The sequence below is a fragment of the Microbacterium sp. MMO-35 genome (assembly GCF_037147555.1).
GTDB lineage: Bacteria > Actinomycetota > Actinomycetes > Actinomycetales > Microbacteriaceae > Microbacterium.
Window position 1 is genome coordinate 42,861 of sequence record NZ_JBBCVH010000013.1, and the last position, 20,121, is coordinate 62,981.

The following is a 20,121-nucleotide window of genomic DNA, read 5'->3' on the forward strand; positions in this document are numbered from 1 at the left end:
GTGCGCGCCGGTAGACTCGATTCTCGTGTCCGACAACGCACAGACTTCCCCTGAGATCACGCCCGAGGCGGTGGAGACCGCCGTCGAGGCCGCGCTCGCCGCGATCGGATCCGCGGCAGACACCGCCGAGCTGAAGGCGGCACGCGCCGCGCACGTCGCCGAGGGGTCGCCGCTCGCGATCCTCAACGCGTCGATGCGCCAGGTCGCGCCCGAGCACAAGGCGGCGTTCGGCAAGCTCATCGGCCAGGGCCGCGGGCGCGTCACGCAGGCCCTCGCGGCGAAGGAGGCGGAGCTGGCCGAGGCCGAGACCGCCGCGCGCCTCGAGGCCGAGCGGGTCGACATGACCGCGGTCGCCTCGCGCAACCGCGTCGGCGCCCGGCATCCGCTGACCCTGCTGCAGGATCAGATCAGCGACGTGTTCGTCGGCATGGGCTGGGAGATCGCCGAAGGCCCCGAGCTCGAGCACGAGTGGTTCAACTTCGACGCGCTGAACTTCGACGTCGACCACCCGGCGCGTCAGGAGCAGGACACGTTCTACGTGGATCCGCCCTCGCGTCACCTCGTCATGCGCACGCACACCAGCCCGGTGCAGGTGCGCTCGATGCTCGACCGCGAGGTGCCGATCTACGTGCTCTGCCCCGGGCGGGTGTACCGCACCGACGAGTTCGACGCGACGCACCTTCCCGTCTTCACGCAGTTCGAGGGCCTCGTCGTCGACAAGGGCATCTCGATGGCCCACCTCAAGGGCACGCTCGACCACGTCGCGCGCCAGCTCTTCGGCCCGGAGGCGAAGACCCGCTTCCGCACGAACTTCTTCCCCTTCACGGAGCCGTCCGCCGAACTGGACCTCTGGCACCCGACCTTCAAGGGCGGCGCGCGCTGGATCGAGTGGGGCGGCTGCGGCATGATCAGCCCCAACGTGCTGCGCGCGGCGGGGATCGACCCCGACGTGTACAGCGGCTTCGCGTTCGGCATGGGCGTCGAGAGGGCGCTCATGTTCCGCAGCGACGTGCAGGACATGCGCGACATGGCAGAGGGCGATGTCCGTTTCAGCGAGCAGTTCGGGATGGTGGTGTGATGCGCGTCCCGCTTTCGTGGCTGCGTGAGTACGTGGATGTGGCCGACTCGGCGACGCCGGACGACGTCTTCGCGGCGCTCGTCTCGGTGGGCTTCGAGGAGGAGGAGCTGCACGGCTTCGGCATCTCGGGTCCGGTCGTGGTGGGACAGGTGCTCTCCTTCGAGGAGGAGCCCCAGTCCAACGGCAAGACCATCCGGTGGTGCCAGGTCGACGTCGGTGACGCCCAGGGGGGCGTCCGCGGCATCGTCTGCGGCGCGCACAACTTCGCCGTGGGCGACAAGGTCGTCGTGACCCTGCCCGGCGCGGTGCTGCCGGGGCCGTTCCCGATCGCCGCGCGCAAGACCTACGGGCACGTCTCGGACGGCATGATCGCGTCCGCGCGCGAGCTGGGCCTCGGCGACGAGCACAACGGGATCCTCATCCTGTCCGAGCTCGGCATCGACGCGCCCGTCGGAACCGACGCGATCGCCCTGCTGGGGCTGGACGACGTGGCCGTCGACATCAACGTCACCCCCGACCGCGGCTATGCGTTCTCGATCCGCGGCGTCGCGCGCGAGTACGCGCACGCGACCGGCGCGGCCTTCCGCGACCCCGCGGAGCGCGACTTCGCCGAGCTCCAGCCCGGCACGGGCTTCACCGCCGTCGTCGAGGACGCGGCGCCGATCCGCGGCAACGCCGGGGCGACCGAGTTCGTGACGCGCGTGGTGCGCGACGTGGATCCGTCCCGTCCCACCCCGCCGTGGATGATCGCCCGCCTCACGCTCGCGGGCATGCGCTCGCTCGGCGTGCTCGTCGACATCACGAACTACGTGATGCTCGAGCTCGGCAACCCCGTGCACGGCTACGACCTGGACAAGCTCGACGGGAACATCGTGATCCGTCGTGCCGCGGAGGGCGAGACCATGGTCACGCTCGACGGCCAGGAGCGCACGCTCAGCGCCGAGGACCTCCTCATCACCGACGGATCGGGGCCGATCGGCCTGGCCGGCGTCATGGGCGGCGGCACCACGGAGATGAGCGAGACCACCCGCAACGTGCTGATCGAGGCTGCCACGTTCGATCCGATCACGATCGCGCGTTCGGCGCGTCGCCACAAGCTCCCGAGCGAGGCCTCCAAGCGCTTCGAGCGCGGTGTGGATCCGCTCATCCCGTTCGCGGCGGCGCGGCGCGTGGCCGACCTCATGGTCGAGCTCGCGGGCGGCACGCTGACCGACGAGGGCGGTGCGCTCTTCGCCGAGGTCTTCGTCTCGGGCATCGAGCTGCCGGCCGGCTTCGTGCAGGGGCTCATCGGCGTCGACTACACGGACGCCGAGGTGACCGGCGCCCTCGAGACGATCGGCGCCGAGGTGACCCCGGTCGACGCTTCGACGGGCTCAGGGACCGGCTGGAACGTGATCCCGCCGAGCTGGCGGCCCGACCTCACCGACAAGTGGACGCTGGCCGAGGAGGTCGCGCGCATCCACGGACTGGACCGGATCCCGTCCGTGCTGCCCACGCCGCCGTCCGGTCGTGGACTCACCGACCTGCAGCAGGGTCGGCGTCGCGTCGCGAACGCCCTGGCCGCCGCGGGGCTCGTGGAGACCCCGGCGTTCCCGTTCACGACGCAGGAGCAGAACGACCTGCACGGCTCCGCCTCGGGGGAGAGCATCCCCGGCGTGCGCCTGGCCAACCCGCTCGACGGGCAGGCGCCGTTCCTGCGCCGTTCGCTGCTTCCCGGCCTGCTGCAGATCGCGCACCGCAACCTCGCGCGCGGCCTCGTCGATCTCGCGATCTTCGAGACCGGCATCGTGTTCCTGCCCGAGCCCGGCGTCGTGTACGGCACCGACGAGGTGCCGCCGCTGGGCGCCAAGCCCTCGGACGAGACGCTCGCGGCGCTGAACGCCTCGATCCCGCCGCAGGCCCGCCATCTCGCGGCGCTGTTCACGGGGCACGTCACTCCCCGCCAGCCCGGGCGAGCTGCCGAGGAGTACGGACTCAGCGAGGCGCTCGACGCCGTGCGCGTCGTCGCCGAGGCGGCGGGCGTCCCGATCGAGGTCGTGCAGGGAACCCGTGCCGCGCTCCATCCGGGACGCACGGGCGTGCTCCGGGTGCGCGGCGTCGAGGTCGGCTACGTCGGTGAGCTGCACCCGCAGGTGTCCGCGGATGCGGATCTGCCGGGACGCGCGGTGGTGCTCGAGCTCGATCTCGACGGCGTCCTGGCACGGGCGGGGGAGCGCGTGGTCGCGGCCTCGCTGTCGACGTACCCCGCCGCGACCCAGGACGTGTCGCTCGTGGTGGACGCGGGGATCCCCGCGGCGGAGGTGAGCGCGGCGCTCTCCGAGGGTTCCGGTGCGCTCCTCGAGTCGGTCCGCCTCGTCGACGACTACCGCGGCGAGGGCGTTCCGGCCGGATCCAAGAGCCTCAGCTTCGCGCTGCGGTTCCGGGCAGAGGACCGCACCCTCACCGCCGCCGAGGCGACCGAGGCCAAGCTCGCGGGCGTCGCCGTGGCGACCGAGCGGTTCGGAGCCCAGCTCCGCGACTGAGACGCCGCATTCCGGGGAACGGATCCGTTACACGGCGGAAACATGTTCGACCTCATCCCGATACCCCCGGGAGATTAGAGTCTCGATGTTCCCTGACATCGGAGGCTCTCCATGCACGCGAGTCCGGCTGAGACCGAGAAGCTCCTGCTGGCCGTCGCGGGCATGGTGGCGAGGGATCGCCACGCGCGCGGCGTGCTGCTGAACCACCCGGAGACGGTCGCGCTGCTCAGCACCTGGGTGATCGAGCGGGCGCGCGAAGGCGCGCTCGTGGAAGACCTCATGCGGCGCGGGCGCGAGGTGCTGACCGTCGACGACGTGCTTCCCGGGGTCGCGGGCATGCTGCACGACGTGCAGGTGGAAGCCACCTTCCCGGACGGTCGCAAGCTCGTGACCCTGCACCATCCGATCCAGGAGCCGCCGGGTGCACGGGCCGAGGACGCGGACGTCTCCGCCGAGGCGCCCGGCGCGCACCGCATCCTCCCGGGGGCGATCGAGGTGAACGTGCGCGACGCGGCGGACGCGGTGAAGAGCCTGGTGTTCCTGAACACGGGCGATCGCCCCATCCAGGTCGGATCGCATGTCCACCTGCCGGACGTCAACACCGCGCTCGCCTTCGACCGCGCCGCGGCGCGGGGCTTCCGGCTCGACATCCCGTCCGGGACGTCCCAGCGGTTCGAGCCCGGAGCCTCGCGCGAGCTCGCCATCGTCGCCGTCGCCGGAGCGCGCCGGGTTCCGGGCCTGCAGCGCGGGAACACGGGCCGCGCGGCATTCGGCGCGCACTCAGGGCAGGACGCCTGATGCGTCTGGATCGGGAGCGCTACGCCGCGATCTACGGGCCGACCGCGGGCGACCAGGTGCGTCTCGGCGACACGGATCTCTGGATCGAGATCGAGCAGGATCTCACCGTCGGCGGCGAGGAGGCCGTCTTCGGCGGCGGGAAGTCGATCCGCGAGTCCATGGCGCAGTCCACCGCCACCCGGGCCGAAGGCGCGCTGGACACCGTGATCACCAACGCGATCGTGCTCGACTGGTGGGGCGTCGTGCGCGCCGACGTCGGCCTCCGCGACGGCCGGATCGTCGCCCTGGGCCGTTCGGGCAACCCGGACATCGCCGACGGCGTCCATCCGGACCTCGTGATCGGCCCGTCGACCGACGTGATCTCGGGGGAGGGGCGGATCCTCACCGCGGGCGGGATCGACTCGCACGTGCACCTGCTCTCGCCGTCGCAGATCCATGAGGCGCTGGCGACGGGGATCACGACGATCGTCGGCGGGGGCACCGGTCCCTCGGAGGGGTCGAAGGCGACCACGGTCACCCCCGGGGCGTGGCACCTGGAGACCATGCACCGGTCGCTGGACCGCCTCCCCGTGAACGTCCTGCTGCTCGGCAAGGGCAGCACCGTCTCGCAGGACGCCCTGCGCGAGCAGGCGCTCGCCGGCGCCGCCGGATACAAGATCCACGAGGACTGGGGAGCCACGCCCGCCGCGATCGACGCCGCGCTCACAGCCGCCGAGGAGTGGGGTCTGCAGGTCGCGCTGCACTCCGACTCGCTCAACGAGACGGGCTACGTGCAGTCCACCATCGACGCCATCGGCGGGCGCGGCATCCATGCGTTCCACGTCGAGGGCGCCGGCGGAGGTCACGCCCCGGACATCCTCGCGATCGCCTCGCTGCCCAACGTGATCCCCGGATCGACCAACCCCACGCTGCCGCACACGGTGAACACCGTGGCCGAGCACCTCGACATGCTCATGGTCTGCCACCACCTCAACCCGGCGGTTCCGGAGGATCTCGCCTTCGCGGAGTCGCGGATCCGGGCCACCACGATCGCCGCCGAGGACATCCTGCACGACATGGGGGCGCTCTCCGTCACCTCCTCCGATGCCCAGGCGATGGGACGGATCGGCGAGGTCGTCACGCGCACCTGGCAGGTCGCGCATGTCATGAAGCACCGCCGTGGACGTCTCGGCGAGAGCCTGCCCGCCGACAACGAGCGTGCGCGCCGCTACGTCGCCAAGTACACGATCAATCCGGCGATCGGACACGGGATCGACCACGAGGTCGGGTCGGTCGAACCCGGCAAGCTCGCCGATCTCGTGCTCTGGGACCCGCGGTTCTTCGGCGTGCGCCCGGAGATCGTGATCAAGGGCGGCGGTCTGGTCTGGGGCGCGCTCGGGGATCCGAACGCGTCCATCCCGACGCCGCAGCCGGTGCTGATGCGCCCGGCGTTCCTCGACGCGATCGGCGCAGACCTGTCGGTGACGTTCGTCTCGCCCGCCGCGCTCGCCGACGGCCTTGCGGAACGGCTCGGACTGCGCCGCCGGCTCGCGGCCGTGCGCAGCACGCGGGCCGTCACGAAGGCCGATCTGAAGAACAACGACGCCCTCCCGCGCATCGACATCCGTCCCGACACGTTCGCGATCTCGATCGACGGCGAGACCGTGGTCCCCGCCCCCGTGGATCGGCTGCCCCTCGCTCAGCTGTACGCGATGTTCTGATCCCGGCCGCATTCATTCCGATCATGGCTGCTCCGGTGTCCACCCCCGTACGCTCCGCGTCGCTGACCGTGGCGATGCTGCTCGCCGACGGTCGGCTGCCGTCCGGCGGGCACGCGCATTCGGCGGGCCTGGAGCCGGCCCTGCTCGCGGGGATGCCCCCGGCGGACGTCCCCGCCTTCCTCGCGGGCCGCGCCCGGACGACGAGCCTCGTCGACGCGGGGACGGCGGTCGTCACGCGACATCGGCTGCGCGGCGCGCCGTCGGATCGCGGGCTCGGCGAGATCGTGGACCACTGGGCGGCTCGCACACCGAGTCCGGCCCAGCGCGAGGCGTCCCGGCTCCTCGGGCGGGGCTGCCTGCGCCTGGCCCTGCGGGTCTGGCCCGATTCCCGGGCCGTGCAGGCGTGCGCCGCGCTCGCGGCTCCACCGAGGCCCGTGGTGATCGGCGCCATCGCCGCGGCGACGGCCATGGATCCTCGTGACCTCGTCCGGCTCGTCGTGTACGAGGACGCCCAGACGGCCGCGGCGGCGCTGCTCAAGCTCGCACCGGCCGACCCGGCCGCGCCCGTCGGCTGGGTGCTGGCCGCGTGCGCGGCGGCCGAGGACCTCGTCGATGCCGTCGCCGCCCTGACCCGTCCTGCCGACATCCCCGCCGGCAGCGCCCCTCAGTCCGAGGGATGGGCGCAAGCCCATGCCCTCACGAACCGGAGGTTGTTCCGTGCCTGATCCCCTCGTTCCCCGCGCCCTTCGTCTCGGCATCGCCGGCCCGGTCGGCGTGGGCAAATCCACTCTCATCGCGACGGCCTGCCGCGTGCTCGCGGACGAGCTCGCGCTCGCCGTGATCACGAACGACATCTACACGGACGAGGACGCCCGCTTCCTCCGTTCCGCAGGCGTCCTGGATCCGGAGCGGATCCGCGCGGTGGAGACGGGAGCCTGCCCGCACACGGCGATCCGTGACGACGTCACGGCGAACCTGCTCGCCGTCGAGGACGTCGAGCGCGACTTCGCACCGCTCGACCTCGTGATCATCGAGTCCGGCGGCGACAACCTGACGGCGACCTTCTCGCCGGCGCTGGTGGACGCGCAGATCTTCGTGCTCGACGTCGCCGGCGGCGGAGACGTCGCGCGCAAGGGAGGGCCGGGGATCGCGCGCGCCGACCTGCTCGTGGTGAACAAGACCGACCTCGCACCCTATGTCGGCGTCGACGTGACGCAGATGGTGCACGACGCGTCGGATGCGCGGGAGGGCCGGGAGGTGCTCGCGCTCTCCCGCAACGACCCCGGCTCCGTGGCGCGACTGAGGGCCTGGATCCTGGACATGCTCGCGGCGCACCGTTCCGGCGCGCACGAGCCCCAGGATCCGGGACCGATGGCGCCGCACTTCCACGCCGACGACAGCGAGGCCGGCGGCTACGTGCACCGTCACGACGGCGACGGGACCCACGCGCACGCGCACCCGGCATCGCGGTGACGGTCGCCCTCGGCGCAGCGACCACCGTCGTCCAGGTCGCGGCGGGCGCTGATCGCGCCCGCGTCGTGCTGCGCTCCGGCGCGATCGCCGCACGCATCCTGGAGCGTCGTCCGCGCTACGCCCGCGTCGGGCTCGTCGCCGCCGGCGCGCTCCTGCTCGGGGGCGATGCCGTCGATCTGCGGATCTCGGTCGACCCCGGCTGCACGCTGGAGCTGGAGGACATCGGCGGCACGGTCGCCTACGACGGTCAGGGGCGACGCGCCTCGTGGTCGGCGCGCATCGAGATCGGGGACCACGGGACCTGCACCTGGCACGGCCAGCCCTTCGTCGTCGCCGACGGCGCCGACGTCGACCGGCGCACCGATGCGCAGCTCGGCGACGGCGCGGCGCTCCTGCTGCGGGAGACGCTCGTCCTGGGACGTGTCGGAGAGCGGGGCGGCGCGATCAGGGTGCGCACCGGGATCGCCGTGCAGGACACGCCCGTGCTGATCGAGCACCTGGACGTGACGGGCCGGGCACCGGTCCCCGGAGTCCTCGGCGCAGACCGTGTGCTCGACAGCGTGGTGCTGATCGGGCGTGAGCCTGCCGAGGACCCAGAGTCCTGGCGCAGGGACGGAACGGCCGTGCTCCGCCCCGAGCACGGGGGACTCCTGATCCGGTCGATCGTCGGCGCTGCGCATCTCGGTGACGTCACCCCGGCATGGCACGCGCTGCGCGAGGAGCTGTTCCGTGCGGCCTAGCCCGACGGCATATGTCGTGGCCGGGCTGCACGTGCTCGGCTGGGGAGCGCTGCTGCTGACCGCCGTCTCCCCGCTCGGCATCGGCCTGGGCGTCACGGCGTATCTGCTGGGACTCCGGCATGCGTTCGACGCCGACCACATCGCCGCGATCGACAACACGACGCGCCGGCTCCTCGCACGCGGGCGCCGGGCGCGCGGCGTGGGACTGTGGTTCTCCCTCGGCCACGCGACGATCGTCTCTGCACTGTGCGTGCTGCTGGCGCTCGGAGTCGGCGCACTCGCGAAGAGCCTGGAGGATCCCGGTTCGCCTCTGCAGGTCTGGACGGGGGTGATCGGCCCGGTCGTGTCCGGCGTCTTCCTGCTCCTCATCGGCGCGGCGAACATCCTGCTCCTGCGCCACCGGCGGCAGACGGGGAGCCACCGGCACGGCGGCCCCGCGTGGGCGCTGCTGGGGCGGTTCGACGCTGTGGTCGACCGGCCGTCGCGGATGTACGTCGTGGGGCTGCTGTTCGGGCTCGGGTTCGACACCGCGACGGAGGTCGGGCTCCTGGCGCTCGCCGGGACGGCGGCCTCCCGCGCCGTGCCCTGGTCGACGATCCTCATCCTCCCCGTGCTGTTCGCGGCCGGCATGTCGCTGCTGGACTCGGCCCAGGGGGCGATGTCACGGCGTGCGTATTCGTGGGGTGCGGAGGGTGGCGAGAGCAAGGTGCGCCGCTACGACCTGCTGGTCACGGGGGCATCGATCGTCGGGGCGCTCGTGATCGGCGTCGCCGAGCTCGCGGGGGTGGCGCTGCGCAGTCTGCCGCATCCGGGCGGGTTCGCGCGCGCGCTGGGCGAGCTCGATCTGAACGTGCTCGGGCTCGTGCTCACCGGGGCGCTGATCGTGTTCTGGGCGGGTGCCGTGGCCTGGTCCGGCCTGGAGCGCCGGCGGCCGTCCGTGCAGCGATCGCCGGGGGACTGAGAATCCCCGGGCGCCGGACCGGAGACGCATGGCTAGACTGACCGGCAGTGACACGGGGTGCCGCATCCGCGGCTGAGATCACACCCGTCGAACCTGATCTAGGTCGTACTAGCGAAGGGATGTCGCGATGAGCGCGCGTCTGGAAACGTCGTCCGAGTCCGTGGTGGGATCCGCCGCGGACCTTCTGCGGGAGCTGCGGGGGGAGCCCCCGCTCGTGCACTGCATCACCAACTCGGTGGTCACCGGGTTCACCGCCAATGTGCTGCTCGCCCTCGGCGCCGCGCCGGCGATGGTGGACATCACGGGCGAAGCCGGCATGTTCGCCGCGATCTCGTCCGGTCTCCTGGTGAACCTCGGCACCCCCACGCCCGAGCAGCGGTCGGCGAGCCTCGAGGCCGTCGGAGGGGCGCGCACGGCGGGCACGCCCTGGGTGCTCGACCCGGTGGCCGTGGGGGCTCTCCCGGTGCGGACCGCGCTGGCGCAGGATCTGCTGGGCCTGCGTCCCACGCTCATCCGCGGCAACGCGTCCGAGATCCTCGCGCTCGCCGGCCTCAGCCAGGGCGGGCGCGGCGTGGACGCGCTCGACGCGACGGAGGCGGCGGCGGACGCGGCTCGCGACCTCGCGCGACGGACCGGGGGAGCGGTCGCCGTCTCCGGCCCGGTCGACCTCCTCGTCGACGCCGAGCGCACGATCCGCGTCGCGAATGGCGACGCCCTGCTCACCCGGGTCACCGGGGGCGGTTGCGCCCTCGGCGCCGTCATGGCCGCGTTCCTCGGTACGGCGCGACGGACCGGGCACGACCCGCTGGTCGCCGCGACGGCGGCGACCCTCGTCTACACCGTCGCCGCCGAGGACGCGGCGGAGGGTGCAGCCGGACCCGGATCCTTCGCCGTCCGGCTCCTCGACGCGCTCTCGGCGGTCCGTCCGGAGCATCTCGCCGTCCGCGCTCGCGTCGAGGCGGGGCAGGGAGTGGCCGCATGATCGGGGCGGAGGTCCTCACCGCGCCGCAGGAGGCCGCACCCGAGGCGGTGCCGGCCCGCCGTGCTGCCCGTCTCCGCCGCGACGATCTCGCGCTCTACCTCGTCACGGATCCGGCGCTCTGCGGGGAGCGTGGCGTGGCCGCGGTCGTCGACGCGGCCGTCTCCGGCGGGGTGCGGATCGTGCAGCTGCGCGACAAGGACGCCGACGACGCGTCGATCGTGGAGCAGCTGTGCGCGCTGTCCGAGGTCATCGCAGGGCGGGCGCTGCTCGTCGTGGACGACCGCCTCGACGCCGTCGTGGAGGCGCGTCGCCGCGGAGCCCGCGTGGACGGGATCCACCTCGGGCAGTCCGACGCCTCGCCGCTCACCGCGCGCTCCCTCCTGGGCCCCGACGCGATCGTCGGGCTCACCGCGAACACGCCAGCGCACCTCGACGCCGTGCGGGCGCTTCCCTCCGGCACCGTGGACTACCTCGGCGTCGGCGTCATCCATCCGACGAGCACCAAGCCCGACCACCCGGCTCCCCTCGGCGTGGCGGGGTTCGCCGCGTTCGCCGCCGACAGCCCGCTGCCCTGCGTCGCGATCGGCGGCATCGAGCGCGCCGACGTCGCTGCGCTCCGCGCCGGCGGCGCAGCGGGGGTCGCGGTGGTGTCGGCGCTCTGCGCCGCCCCGGATCCGCGGGTCGCCGCACGCAAGCTGCTGCGCGCGTGGGGCGCGGGCGGGGTCGCGCGCGTGCTCTCGATCGCCGGCAGCGACCCCTCCGGGGGTGCCGGGATCCAGGCCGACCTCAAGTCGATCGCCGCGAACGGCGGCTACGGCATGGCCGCGATCACCGCGCTGACCGCCCAGAACACCCGGGGCGTCCGCGGCGTGCACGTGCCTCCCGCCTCGTTCCTGCGCGCCCAGCTCGATGCCCTCGGCGACGACGTGCGCGTCGACGCGGTGAAGATCGGGATGCTCGCCGACGCGGAGGTGATCGCCGAGGTCGGATCCTGGCTGCGCGTGCATCGCCCGCCGACCGTCGTGCTGGATCCCGTGATGGTCTCCACGAGCGGCGACCGGCTCCTGGATGCGGCAGCGGAGCAGGCGCTGTGCGCGCTGCTGCCGCTCGCCGACCTGATCACGCCGAACCTTCCGGAACTGGCCGTCCTCGTGCGCGAATCCGCCGCAGCGAGCTGGGCAGGCGCGCTCGCCCAGGCGCAGCGGCTCTCTGCGGAGACCGGCGCTCTGGTGCTCGTGAAGGGCGGGCATCTCGGCGGAGACGAGGCGCCCGACGCGCTCGTCGGCCCGTTCGGGCCGGTGCGGGAGTACCCCGGATCCCGGATCCGCACCGCCAGCACGCACGGCACCGGCTGCTCGCTCTCCGCCGCGCTCGCGACCCGGCGGGCCGCGGACCGCGACTGGCGCGAAGCGGTGACCGAGGTGCGGTCGTGGCTCCGCGAGTCGATCGCCGCCGGAGCCGGACTGCAGGTCGGATCCGGTCACGGCCCGGTCAGCCACTTCGCCGGGCTGTGGCGTCGCGGCGGGCTCGAGGCGCATCCCGCTCGCGAGGAGGTCGCCGCAGCGTGGTGGTCGTGGGTGGCGCCGGGCCGGCGCGCCGTAGACCCCCAGGCGGGCGAGCGCCCCCGCCGCCCCCGGCGGCAGCCGGGGGCCCCCGTGCGGGGGGGGCGCCCGGAGGCCCCCCCCGCCCCCGTGGCGGCCCCCGCGGGGTGGTGGCCGCCACGGGCGCCGAGCGGGCGGCCCCGCCACGACCTGCCGTTCCTGCGCCGCCTCGCCGACGGAAGCCTGCCGGAGGCCCCGTTCCGGGCGTACCTCGCGCAGGACGCCCTGTATCTGCGCGACTATGCGCGCACCCTCGCCGAGGCGGCGCGCCTCGCGCCGGACTCCGCGGAGCAGGCGTTCTGGGCGCACTCCGCCGAGCAGTCCGTCATCGGGGAGCTGCAGCTGCACGCCAGCCTGCTGTCGCCGGAGGGGATCGGCGCGGCCACGTTCCGCGCGGAGCCCGTGCCGGCGACGACCGCCTACCTCGACCATCTGCGGGGTGCGGCGTTCGACGGCGACTACCGGGTGCTCATCGCGGCTCTGCTGCCCTGCTTCTGGATCTACGCCGACGTCGGCACCCGGCTGCATGCGCAGGCGAAGGCAGACCCGGTGCGCCCTTACGCCGTGCACCCCTTCGCGGAATGGCTCGACGAGTACGCGGATCCGCGGTTCGCCGAAGCCACCGAGGAGGCGATCCGGATCGTCTCCGCGCACGCCGCCGCGGCCGACCCGGTCACGCGCGAGCGGATGCGGGTCGCCTTCGTGCGCTCGAGCGAGCACGAACGCGCCTTCTTCGCCGCAGCCGACCTCCGCGATTGAGGGGATCCGCCCGGTCTCCGGTGCGATGACGCAGGGCCGGGCCCTCGATTTGGACGAGGGCCCGGCCCCGCGATAGGGTCTCCGCATGCTTCCGGCTCCGCACACGACCACCCCGACGGGTGTCACCGTGGTGCGTCGACGCCGCTCGGGCGACCGCCGACTCTAGGCGACCCTGCGCTCCCGCGTCGTACGCGGTCGAGCGCCGGCGTCGCCGCCTCCGGCCCCGCATCGCACTCCTGCCGCGCGCCGTCTTCTTGGGCGTCCGCGGCAGACCCGACCGTTAAGGTGGAAGCATGACGTATTCCGTCGCCGTCTCCGGCGCATCCGGCTATGCGGGCGGCGAGATCCTTCGCCTGCTCGCGAGCCATCCCGACGTCGAGATCCGCACCGTCACGGCGCACTCGAACGCCGGCCAGAAGCTCTCCGAGCACCAGCCGCATCTGCGCTCCCTTGCTCACCTGACCCTGCAGGACACGACGCCCGAGATCCTCGCCGGCCACGACATCGTGTTCCTCGCACTGCCGCACGGGCAGTCGGGGCAGTACACCGATGCGCTCGGCGACGTCCCGCTCGTGATCGACGCGGGGGCCGACCACCGACTGACGTCGCAGACCGCCTGGGACGCCTTCTACGGCGGAGCGTTCCACGAGCCGTGGAGCTACGGCGTGCCCGAGCTCCTGGTCGATGGAGGAAAGCAGCGCGAGCACCTCCGCGGCGCGACCCGGATCGCGGCCCCCGGCTGCAACGCCTCCACCGTGAGCCTGAGCCTCGCCCCCGGCGTCGCGGCCGGCGTGATCGACCCGTCCGACATCGTGACGGTGCTCGCCGTCGGTCCCTCCGGCGCCGGCAAGAGCCTCAAGCCGCACCTGCTGGGCAGCGAGATCCTCGGATCCGCCAACCCCTACGCGGTGGGCGGCACGCACCGGCACATCCCCGAGATCCGTCAGGCGCTCGCCGCCGCGTCGGGCCCGTCGACCGTCTCCGGGATCGTGGATCCGGAGGGGATCCGGATCTCCTTCACCCCCGTCATCGTGCCGATGGCGCGCGGGATCCTCGCCACCTCGACCGCGCCGATCGCGCCCGGTGCCACCGACGCCCAGATCCGCGAGGCGTGGGAGAGCGCCTACGACGGAGAGACCTTCGTGCAGCTGCTGCCGGAGGGATCCGTCCCGCGCACCGCCGACGTGCTCGGCGCCAATACGGCGCTCCTCGGCCTCGCGATCGACCGCGCCGCGAACCGCGTCGTGGTGGTCACCGCCGTCGACAACCTCGTCAAGGGCACCGCAGGCGCCGCCATCCAGTCCATGAACATCGCGCTCGGTCTCACCGAGACCACGGCGCTCACCATCAACGGAGTCGCCCCATGAGCGTGACCGCACCCCAGGGATTCGAGGCGGCCGGCGTCGTCGCGGGCCTCAAGTCCACCGGCAAGCCCGATGTGGCCCTGGTGGTGAACCGCGGGCCCCGGAAGGTGGGCGTGGCGGTGTTCACCAGCAACCGGGCCAAGGCCAACCCGATCATCTGGTCGCAGGAGGTCGTGAAGGACGGCATCGTCGAGGCCGTCGTGCTGAACTCCGGCGGCGCCAACTGCTTCACGGGACCGTTCGGGTTCCAGACCAGCCACCTCACCGCCGAGCGCGCCGGAGAGCTGCTGGGCGTCAGCGCGGGGGACGTGGTGGTCTGCTCCACCGGCCTCATCGGCACCGGGGACGAGGTCTTCCGCGGCAAGGTGCTCGCCGGGGTCGAGGCCGGCGTCGCGCAGCTGAGCGCCGACGGCGGACAGGCCGCCGCCGAGGCGATCATGACCACCGACACCGTCGCGAAGACGGTCGCCGTGACCCGCGACGGCTGGACCATCGGCGGCATGGCGAAGGGCGCGGGCATGCTCGCGCCGGGGCTGGCGACGATGCTCGTGGTGCTCACGACCGACGCCGTGCTCGACGCGGCCGAGGCCCACGCGCTGCTGCGCCGTGCGACCGGCACCACCTTCGACCGGCTCGACTCGGACGGCTGCATGTCGACCAACGACCAGGTGACGCTGCTCGCCAACGGCGCGAGCGGGATCCGGCCCGATCTGGACGACTTCGCGGCCGCGCTCACCGAGGTCTCCGACGAACTGGCCCGCAAGCTGCAGGACGACGCTGAAGGCGCCAGCCACGCGATCTCGATCGAGGTCCGGCACGCCGCGAGCGAGCAGGATGCGGTCGAGGTGGGCCGCGCGGTCGCGCGCAACAACCTGTTCAAGGCCGCGATCTTCGGCAACGACCCGAACTGGGGGCGTGTGCTGGCCGCGATCGGCACGACCCGCGCCGCGTTCGATCCCTACGACGTCGACGTCTGGATGAACGGCGTGCGGGTGTGCACCGCCGGCGGTCCCGACCGGCCGCGCGAGGAGGTCGACCTGACGCCGCGCGCGACGCACGTCGTGATCGACCTCAAGGTCGGCGAGGCCGCGGCGACGATCCGCACCAACGACCTCACCCACGATTACGTGCACGAGAACAGCGCGTACTCCTCATGAGCGATCTCCAGGACACCGCGCCCGAGGAGGCCGCGATCAAGGCGCAGACGCTGATCGAGTCGCTGCCCTGGCTGAAGAGGTACCGCGATCAGATCGTCGTGGTCAAGTACGGCGGCAACGCGATGATCAGCGACGACCTGCAGGAGGCGTTCGCGCAGGACATCGCCTATCTCCGCTACGTCGGCGTGCAGCCGGTCGTCGTGCACGGCGGGGGGCCGCAGATCTCCGACATGCTCGAGCGGCTCGAGATCCCCAGCGAGTTCAAGGGCGGCTACCGGGTCACGAACACCGAGGCGATCAGCGTCGTCCGGATGGTGCTCACCGGCCAGGTCAACCCGCAGCTCGTCTCGAAGATCAACTCGCACGGACCGATCGCGACGGGGCTGAGCGGCGAGGACGCCGGGCTCTTCGGCGGACGTCGCCGCGGTGTGATCATCGACGGCGAAGAGGTCGACCTCGGTCGCGTCGGCGACGTCGTCCAGGTGGATCCGACCCCGGTCCACGATCATCTCGCAGCCGGACGAGTCCCGGTCGTCTCCAGCATCGCCCCGGATCTGGATCATCCGGGTCAGTCGCTGAACGTGAACGCGGACGCGGCGGCGGCGGCGCTGGCGACGGCGCTCGGCGCGGTCAAGCTCGTGATCCTCACCGATGTCGCCGGACTCTACGCGGACTGGCCGAACCGCGACTCGCTCGTCTCCCACCTGACCACGTCGGAGCTCAAGACCATGCTCCCGTCGCTCGAGTCGGGGATGATCCCGAAGATGACCGCATGCCTGGAGGCCGTGGAGTCGGGCGTGCATGCGGCGGCCATCATCGACGGGCGGGTGCCGCACTCGGTGCTCGTCGAACTGTTCACCAGCAAGGGAATCGGAACGGAGGTGGTGGCGGGATGACGTCGCCGGCCGAAGGTACTTGGCAGGAGAGCGCCGAGCGCGACCTGATCTTGAATGCGGGCACGCGGTACGAGCTGCTCGTCCGCGGCGAGGGATCGCACCTGTGGGACGGCGAGGGGCGACGCTACCTCGACTTCCTCGCGGGCATCGCGGTCACCGCTCTCGGGCATGCGCACCCCGTCTTCGTCGAGGCCGTGTCCCGCCAGGCGGGCACGCTCGCCCACGTGTCGAACTACTTCGCCACCCCGCCGCAGCTCGAGCTCGCAGCCCGGCTCAAGCGCCTCGCCGGCACCGGCGACGCCGGCCGGGTGTTCTTCGGGAACTCCGGGACCGAGGCCAACGAGGCCGCGTTCAAGCTCGCGCGCCTTCACGGCGGGGCGGAGCGCCCGCGCATCCTGTCGCTCGACAACGCGTTCCACGGCCGCACGATCGGCGCGCTCGCCCTCACGGCGAAGGCATCGATGCGGGATCCGTTCCAGCCGCTGCCCGGCGGCGTCGAGCACATCCCCGCCACGATCGAGGCGCTCGAGCAGGCACTGGACGACCGGGTCGCCGCGCTGTTCGTCGAGCCCATCCAGGGCGAGGCCGGCGTGCTCGAGCTGCCCGACGGCTATCTCCGCGCTGCGCGCGAGCTGACGGCGAAGCACGGGGCGCTGCTCATCGTGGACGAGATCCAGACCGGTGCCGGCCGCACCGGGGACTGGTTCGCCTTCCAGTACGAGGACGTCGTGCCCGACGCGATCACCCTGGCGAAGGGCATCGGCGGCGGCTTCCCGATCGGCGCGCTCGTCGCGTTCGGCGACGCCGCAGCCCTGCTGGGCCCGGGCTCGCACGGCTCCACGTTCGGCGGCAACCCGCTCGCCACCGCGGTCAGCAACGCCGTGCTCGAGGAGATCGAGCAGGCGGGGCTCGTGCAGAACGCGCGCGACCGGGGCGCCCAGGTGCGCGCGGCCGTCGAGGGGATCGGATCCCCGCTGGTCACCGGCGTCCGCGGACGCGGGCTGCTCATCGGCGTCGCTCTCGCCGCCCCCGTGGCGGGCGAGGTGGTCGCCGCGGCCCAGCGCCTCGGCCTCATCGTGAACGCCGCGAACCCCTCGTCGGTCCGGATCGCGCCCGCGCTCACCATCGGCGACGCCGAGATCGCCGAGTTCACCGACCTGTTCACCGCCGCCCTCGCGGAGGTCGCGGCCACCGCTCTCACGGAGACGAACGCATGACCCGCCACCTGCTGCGCGACGACGACCTGACCACGGCCGAGCAGACCGAGATCCTCGACCTCGCGCTCGAGCTCAAGAAGGACCGCTGGGCCGACAAGACCCTCGCGGGTCCGCAGACGGTCGCGGTGATCTTCGACAAGTCCTCGACCCGCACCCGCGTCTCGTTCGCGGTCGGCATCGCCGACCTCGGGGGATCCCCGCTGATCATCTCGACGGCGAACAGCCAGCTCGGCGGCAAGGAGACCCCAGCCGACACGGCTCGGGTGCTGGAGCGCCAGGTCGCCGCGATCGTGTGGCGCACGTACGCGCAGGCGGGTCTCGAGGAGATGGCAGAGGGCACGCGCGTCCCGGTCATCAACGCGCTGTCCGACGACTTCCACCCGTGCCAGCTGCTCGCCGACCTGCTCACGATCCGCGAGCACAAGGGCGACCTCGCCGGGCTCACGCTCTCGTTCTTCGGCGACGGACGCAGCAACATGGCGCACTCCTACGTGCTGGCGGGCGTCACCGCGGGCATGCACGTGCGGGTCGCGTCGCCCGAGGCCTACGCGCCCCGCGCCGACGTGGTGGCCGACGCCCATCGCCGCGCCGCCGAGACCGGCGGTTCGCTGACCCTGGTCACGGATCCGGACGAGGCCGCGGCGGGTGCCGATGTCATCGTCACCGACACCTGGGTGTCGATGGGCAAGGAGGAGGAGAAGGCGCAGCGGCTGCGCGACCTCGGCGCCTACAAGGTGACCACCGGCACCATGGCGCGCGCCGACAGCGAGGCGATCTTCATCCACTGCCTGCCCGCGGACCGCGGCTACGAGGTCGACTCCGACGTCATCGACGGCCCCCAGAGCGTGGTCTGGGACGAGGCGGAGAACCGCCTGCACGCCCAGAAGGCGCTGCTCGTGTGGCTCATCGGGAAGTCTTCGGGACCGTCGAGCGAGGGAACGAAGTGACCGAGACTCGCCGCGCCGCCGCGCACGGAACCAATCAGGGCGCGCTCTGGGGCGGCCGGTTCGCCGGCGGTCCCAGCCCGGAGCTCGCCGAGCTGAGCCGGTCGACGCATTTCGACTGGATCCTCGCGCCCTACGACATCGCCGGTTCGCACGCGCACGCCACGGCGCTCGAGGCCGCGGGCTATCTCGAGGCCGATGAGGCGGTGCGCATGCACGCCGGCCTGGACGCCCTCGCCGCGAAGATCGCCGACGGCACGCTTCTCCCGCAGCCGGGCGACGAGGACGTGCACGGTGCGCTCGAGGCGGCGCTCATCGCCGAGGTCGGCGCCGATCTGGGCGGACGCCTGCGCGCGGGGCGCAGCCGCAACGACCAGATCGCGACGCTCGTGCGCATGTATCTCATCGACCACGCACGCATCATCGGCCGCGACGTCCTGGGCCTCATCGACGCGCTCGTCGCCCAGGCGCAGGCGCACGAGAGCGCGATCCTGCCCGGACGCACCCACCTGCAGCACGCCCAGCCCGTGCTCCTCGCGCACCATCTGCAGGCGCACGCCTGGCCGCTGGTGCGCGACCTCGAGCGCCTGGTCGACTGGCGCGCGCGGGCCGGGGTGTCTCCGTACGGCGGGGGAGCGCTGGCCGGATCCACGCTCGGACTCGACCCTGCCCTGGTCGCCCGCGAACTGGGCCTGGACCGACCCGCGGAGAACTCGCTGGACGGCACCGGGTCGCGCGATGTCGTCGCGGAGTTCGCCTTCATCACCGCGATGATCGGCGTCAACCTGTCCCGCTTCTCTGAGGAGATCATCCTCTGGAACACCCGCGAGTTCGGCTTCGTCACGCTCGACGACGGCTACTCCACGGGATCCAGCATCATGCCGCAGAAGAAGAACCCCGACATCGCCGAGCTCGCGCGCGGCAAGTCCGGGCGTCTCATCGGCAACCTGTCCGGGCTCCTGGCCACCCTCAAGGGTCTGCCGCTCGCGTACAACCGCGATCTGCAGGAGGACAAGGAGCCGGTCTTCGACTCGGTCCGCACCCTCGAGGTCGTGCTGCCGGCGTTCACCGGGATGGTGGCGACGCTGCGGTTCGACACCGACCGCATGGCAGAGCTCGCTCCCCAGGGCTTCTCGCTCGCGACCGACGTCGCCGAGTGGCTGGTGAAGAACCGGGTCCCGTTCCGGGAGGCGCACGAGATCTCCGGTTCCCTGGTGCGCGCGTGCGAGCAGCGCGGGCTCGGTCTCGAGGACGCCGACGATGCGCTCCTCGCCGAGGTGTCGCCGCACCTGACTCCCGCCGTCCGGGAGGTGCTCACGATCGAGGGGTCCGTGGCCAGTCGCGACGGCGTCGGCGGCACCGCCCCGGTGCGCGTCGCCGAGCAGCGCGCCGAGCTCGTCGCGCGTGCGCAGTCGGCTGCTCACGCTCTCGGGATGTGACCCGAAAGAACCTCCGCGGATGCTGTTCCGTCCGCCGAAACCCTCCTCTGGGCGTCCGCCTGGGGGAGGGTTTCCTCGTTCATCAGGTGTTTCGTCCGCAGAACCCGCCGAATCGAGGGGCGCGACACGCCCGGGGTGCGGCCACGATTTGCCGGAACCCCCGGATCCGCGTAACTTATTACTTGTTCGCCCCAAGCGGTAGAGCGAAGGGCCGGAAGGCCTGACTCCCCAAGCGGCGAACGAACCCCATCTCAACGAAGAACTTCCCCTGTGGAAGATCATCGAGTATGATGGGTAACTCCCGGCTCAGGTTCGTCGCAAGACGCAGCGAGCGGGAGTGAGATCTAGCCCTACTTGTGATGCCGCGAGGCTGAACTGTAGGAGCATCCGATCCTTGAGAACTCAACAGCGTGCACTTGTCAAATGCCAATTTATTCCTCGTCCAGTCTTCGGGCTGGTTGAGAAATTCCTTTGGATCAAAGACCAACTC

16 protein-coding genes, 1 pseudogene and 1 riboswitch are annotated in these 20,121 nt (G+C 72.3%); all 17 genes and pseudogenes read left to right on the forward strand.

What is annotated here, in order from left to right; genetic code table 11:
• Positions 1 to 19: 19 nt before the first annotated feature.
• Positions 20 to 1,078, forward strand: a complete 1,059-nt coding sequence (pheS, locus tag WFJ01_RS17855; RefSeq protein WP_442928069.1) for a phenylalanine--tRNA ligase subunit alpha — start codon at positions 20 to 22, stop codon at positions 1,076 to 1,078.
• The gene (gene pheT / locus WFJ01_RS17860) at positions 1,078 to 3,600 is read left to right on the forward strand and encodes a phenylalanine--tRNA ligase subunit beta (RefSeq protein WP_336629885.1); all 2,523 of its coding nucleotides are present in this window, start codon (positions 1,078 to 1,080) and stop codon (positions 3,598 to 3,600) included. The genes pheS and pheT overlap by 1 nt, the downstream gene beginning before the upstream one ends.
• Before the next feature lie 111 nt (positions 3,601 to 3,711).
• Positions 3,712 to 4,011: pseudogene (locus WFJ01_RS17865) on the forward strand (urease subunit gamma); the annotation flags it as partial.
• A gap of 90 nt (positions 4,012 to 4,101) precedes the next feature.
• Positions 4,102 to 4,398 (forward strand): urease subunit beta, encoded by a 297-nt coding sequence (locus WFJ01_RS17870; RefSeq protein WP_336629898.1) that lies wholly within the window; start codon positions 4,102 to 4,104, stop codon positions 4,396 to 4,398.
• Positions 4,398 to 6,098, forward strand: a complete 1,701-nt coding sequence (locus WFJ01_RS17875; RefSeq protein WP_442928067.1) for an urease subunit alpha — start codon at positions 4,398 to 4,400, stop codon at positions 6,096 to 6,098. The genes WFJ01_RS17870 and WFJ01_RS17875 overlap by 1 nt, the downstream gene beginning before the upstream one ends.
• Before the next feature lie 23 nt (positions 6,099 to 6,121).
• A complete protein-coding gene (locus WFJ01_RS17880; protein WP_336629886.1) occupies positions 6,122 to 6,823 on the forward strand; it encodes an urease accessory protein UreF in 702 nt (233 codons plus the stop codon).
• A complete protein-coding gene (ureG, locus tag WFJ01_RS17885) occupies positions 6,789 to 7,571 on the forward strand; it encodes an urease accessory protein UreG (RefSeq protein WP_336629887.1) in 783 nt (260 codons plus the stop codon). Before WFJ01_RS17880 ends, ureG begins: the two co-directional genes overlap by 35 nt.
• Positions 7,568 to 8,311 (forward strand): urease accessory protein UreD, encoded by a 744-nt coding sequence (locus tag WFJ01_RS17890; protein ID WP_336629888.1) that lies wholly within the window; start codon positions 7,568 to 7,570, stop codon positions 8,309 to 8,311. The genes ureG and WFJ01_RS17890 overlap by 4 nt, the downstream gene beginning before the upstream one ends.
• Complete coding sequence (locus WFJ01_RS17895; protein WP_336629889.1) at positions 8,301 to 9,272, forward strand: HoxN/HupN/NixA family nickel/cobalt transporter; 972 nt, start codon at positions 8,301 to 8,303, stop codon at positions 9,270 to 9,272. Before WFJ01_RS17890 ends, WFJ01_RS17895 begins: the two co-directional genes overlap by 11 nt.
• Positions 9,273 to 9,315: 43 nt before the next feature.
• A riboswitch (TPP riboswitch) is annotated at positions 9,316 to 9,409 on the forward strand.
• A complete protein-coding gene (gene thiM, locus WFJ01_RS17900; protein WP_336629890.1) occupies positions 9,400 to 10,254 on the forward strand; it encodes a hydroxyethylthiazole kinase in 855 nt (284 codons plus the stop codon). Its footprint overlaps the riboswitch before it by 10 nt.
• Complete coding sequence (locus WFJ01_RS17905; protein ID WP_336629891.1) at positions 10,251 to 12,614, forward strand: bifunctional hydroxymethylpyrimidine kinase/phosphomethylpyrimidine kinase; 2,364 nt, start codon at positions 10,251 to 10,253, stop codon at positions 12,612 to 12,614. The genes thiM and WFJ01_RS17905 overlap by 4 nt, the downstream gene beginning before the upstream one ends.
• Positions 12,615 to 12,907: 293 nt before the next feature.
• A complete protein-coding gene (argC, locus tag WFJ01_RS17910; RefSeq protein WP_336629892.1) occupies positions 12,908 to 13,981 on the forward strand; it encodes an N-acetyl-gamma-glutamyl-phosphate reductase in 1,074 nt (357 codons plus the stop codon).
• Entirely contained in the window at positions 13,978 to 15,135 is a 1,158-nt protein-coding gene (gene argJ / locus WFJ01_RS17915) for a bifunctional glutamate N-acetyltransferase/amino-acid acetyltransferase ArgJ (RefSeq protein ID WP_336629893.1), read from the forward strand. The genes argC and argJ overlap by 4 nt, the downstream gene beginning before the upstream one ends.
• Positions 15,132 to 16,031, forward strand: coding sequence for an acetylglutamate kinase (argB, locus tag WFJ01_RS17920; RefSeq protein ID WP_251447238.1), 900 nt, complete (start codon positions 15,132 to 15,134; stop codon positions 16,029 to 16,031). The genes argJ and argB overlap by 4 nt, the downstream gene beginning before the upstream one ends.
• Positions 16,028 to 17,248, forward strand: coding sequence for an acetylornithine transaminase (locus WFJ01_RS17925; RefSeq protein ID WP_251447241.1), 1,221 nt, complete (start codon positions 16,028 to 16,030; stop codon positions 17,246 to 17,248). Before argB ends, WFJ01_RS17925 begins: the two co-directional genes overlap by 4 nt.
• Complete coding sequence (gene argF / locus WFJ01_RS17930; protein WP_336629894.1) at positions 17,245 to 18,195, forward strand: ornithine carbamoyltransferase; 951 nt, start codon at positions 17,245 to 17,247, stop codon at positions 18,193 to 18,195. Before WFJ01_RS17925 ends, argF begins: the two co-directional genes overlap by 4 nt.
• The gene (gene argH, locus WFJ01_RS17935) at positions 18,192 to 19,631 is read left to right on the forward strand and encodes an argininosuccinate lyase (protein ID WP_336629895.1); all 1,440 of its coding nucleotides are present in this window, start codon (positions 18,192 to 18,194) and stop codon (positions 19,629 to 19,631) included. The genes argF and argH overlap by 4 nt, the downstream gene beginning before the upstream one ends.
• Positions 19,632 to 20,121: the final 490 nt, after the last annotated feature.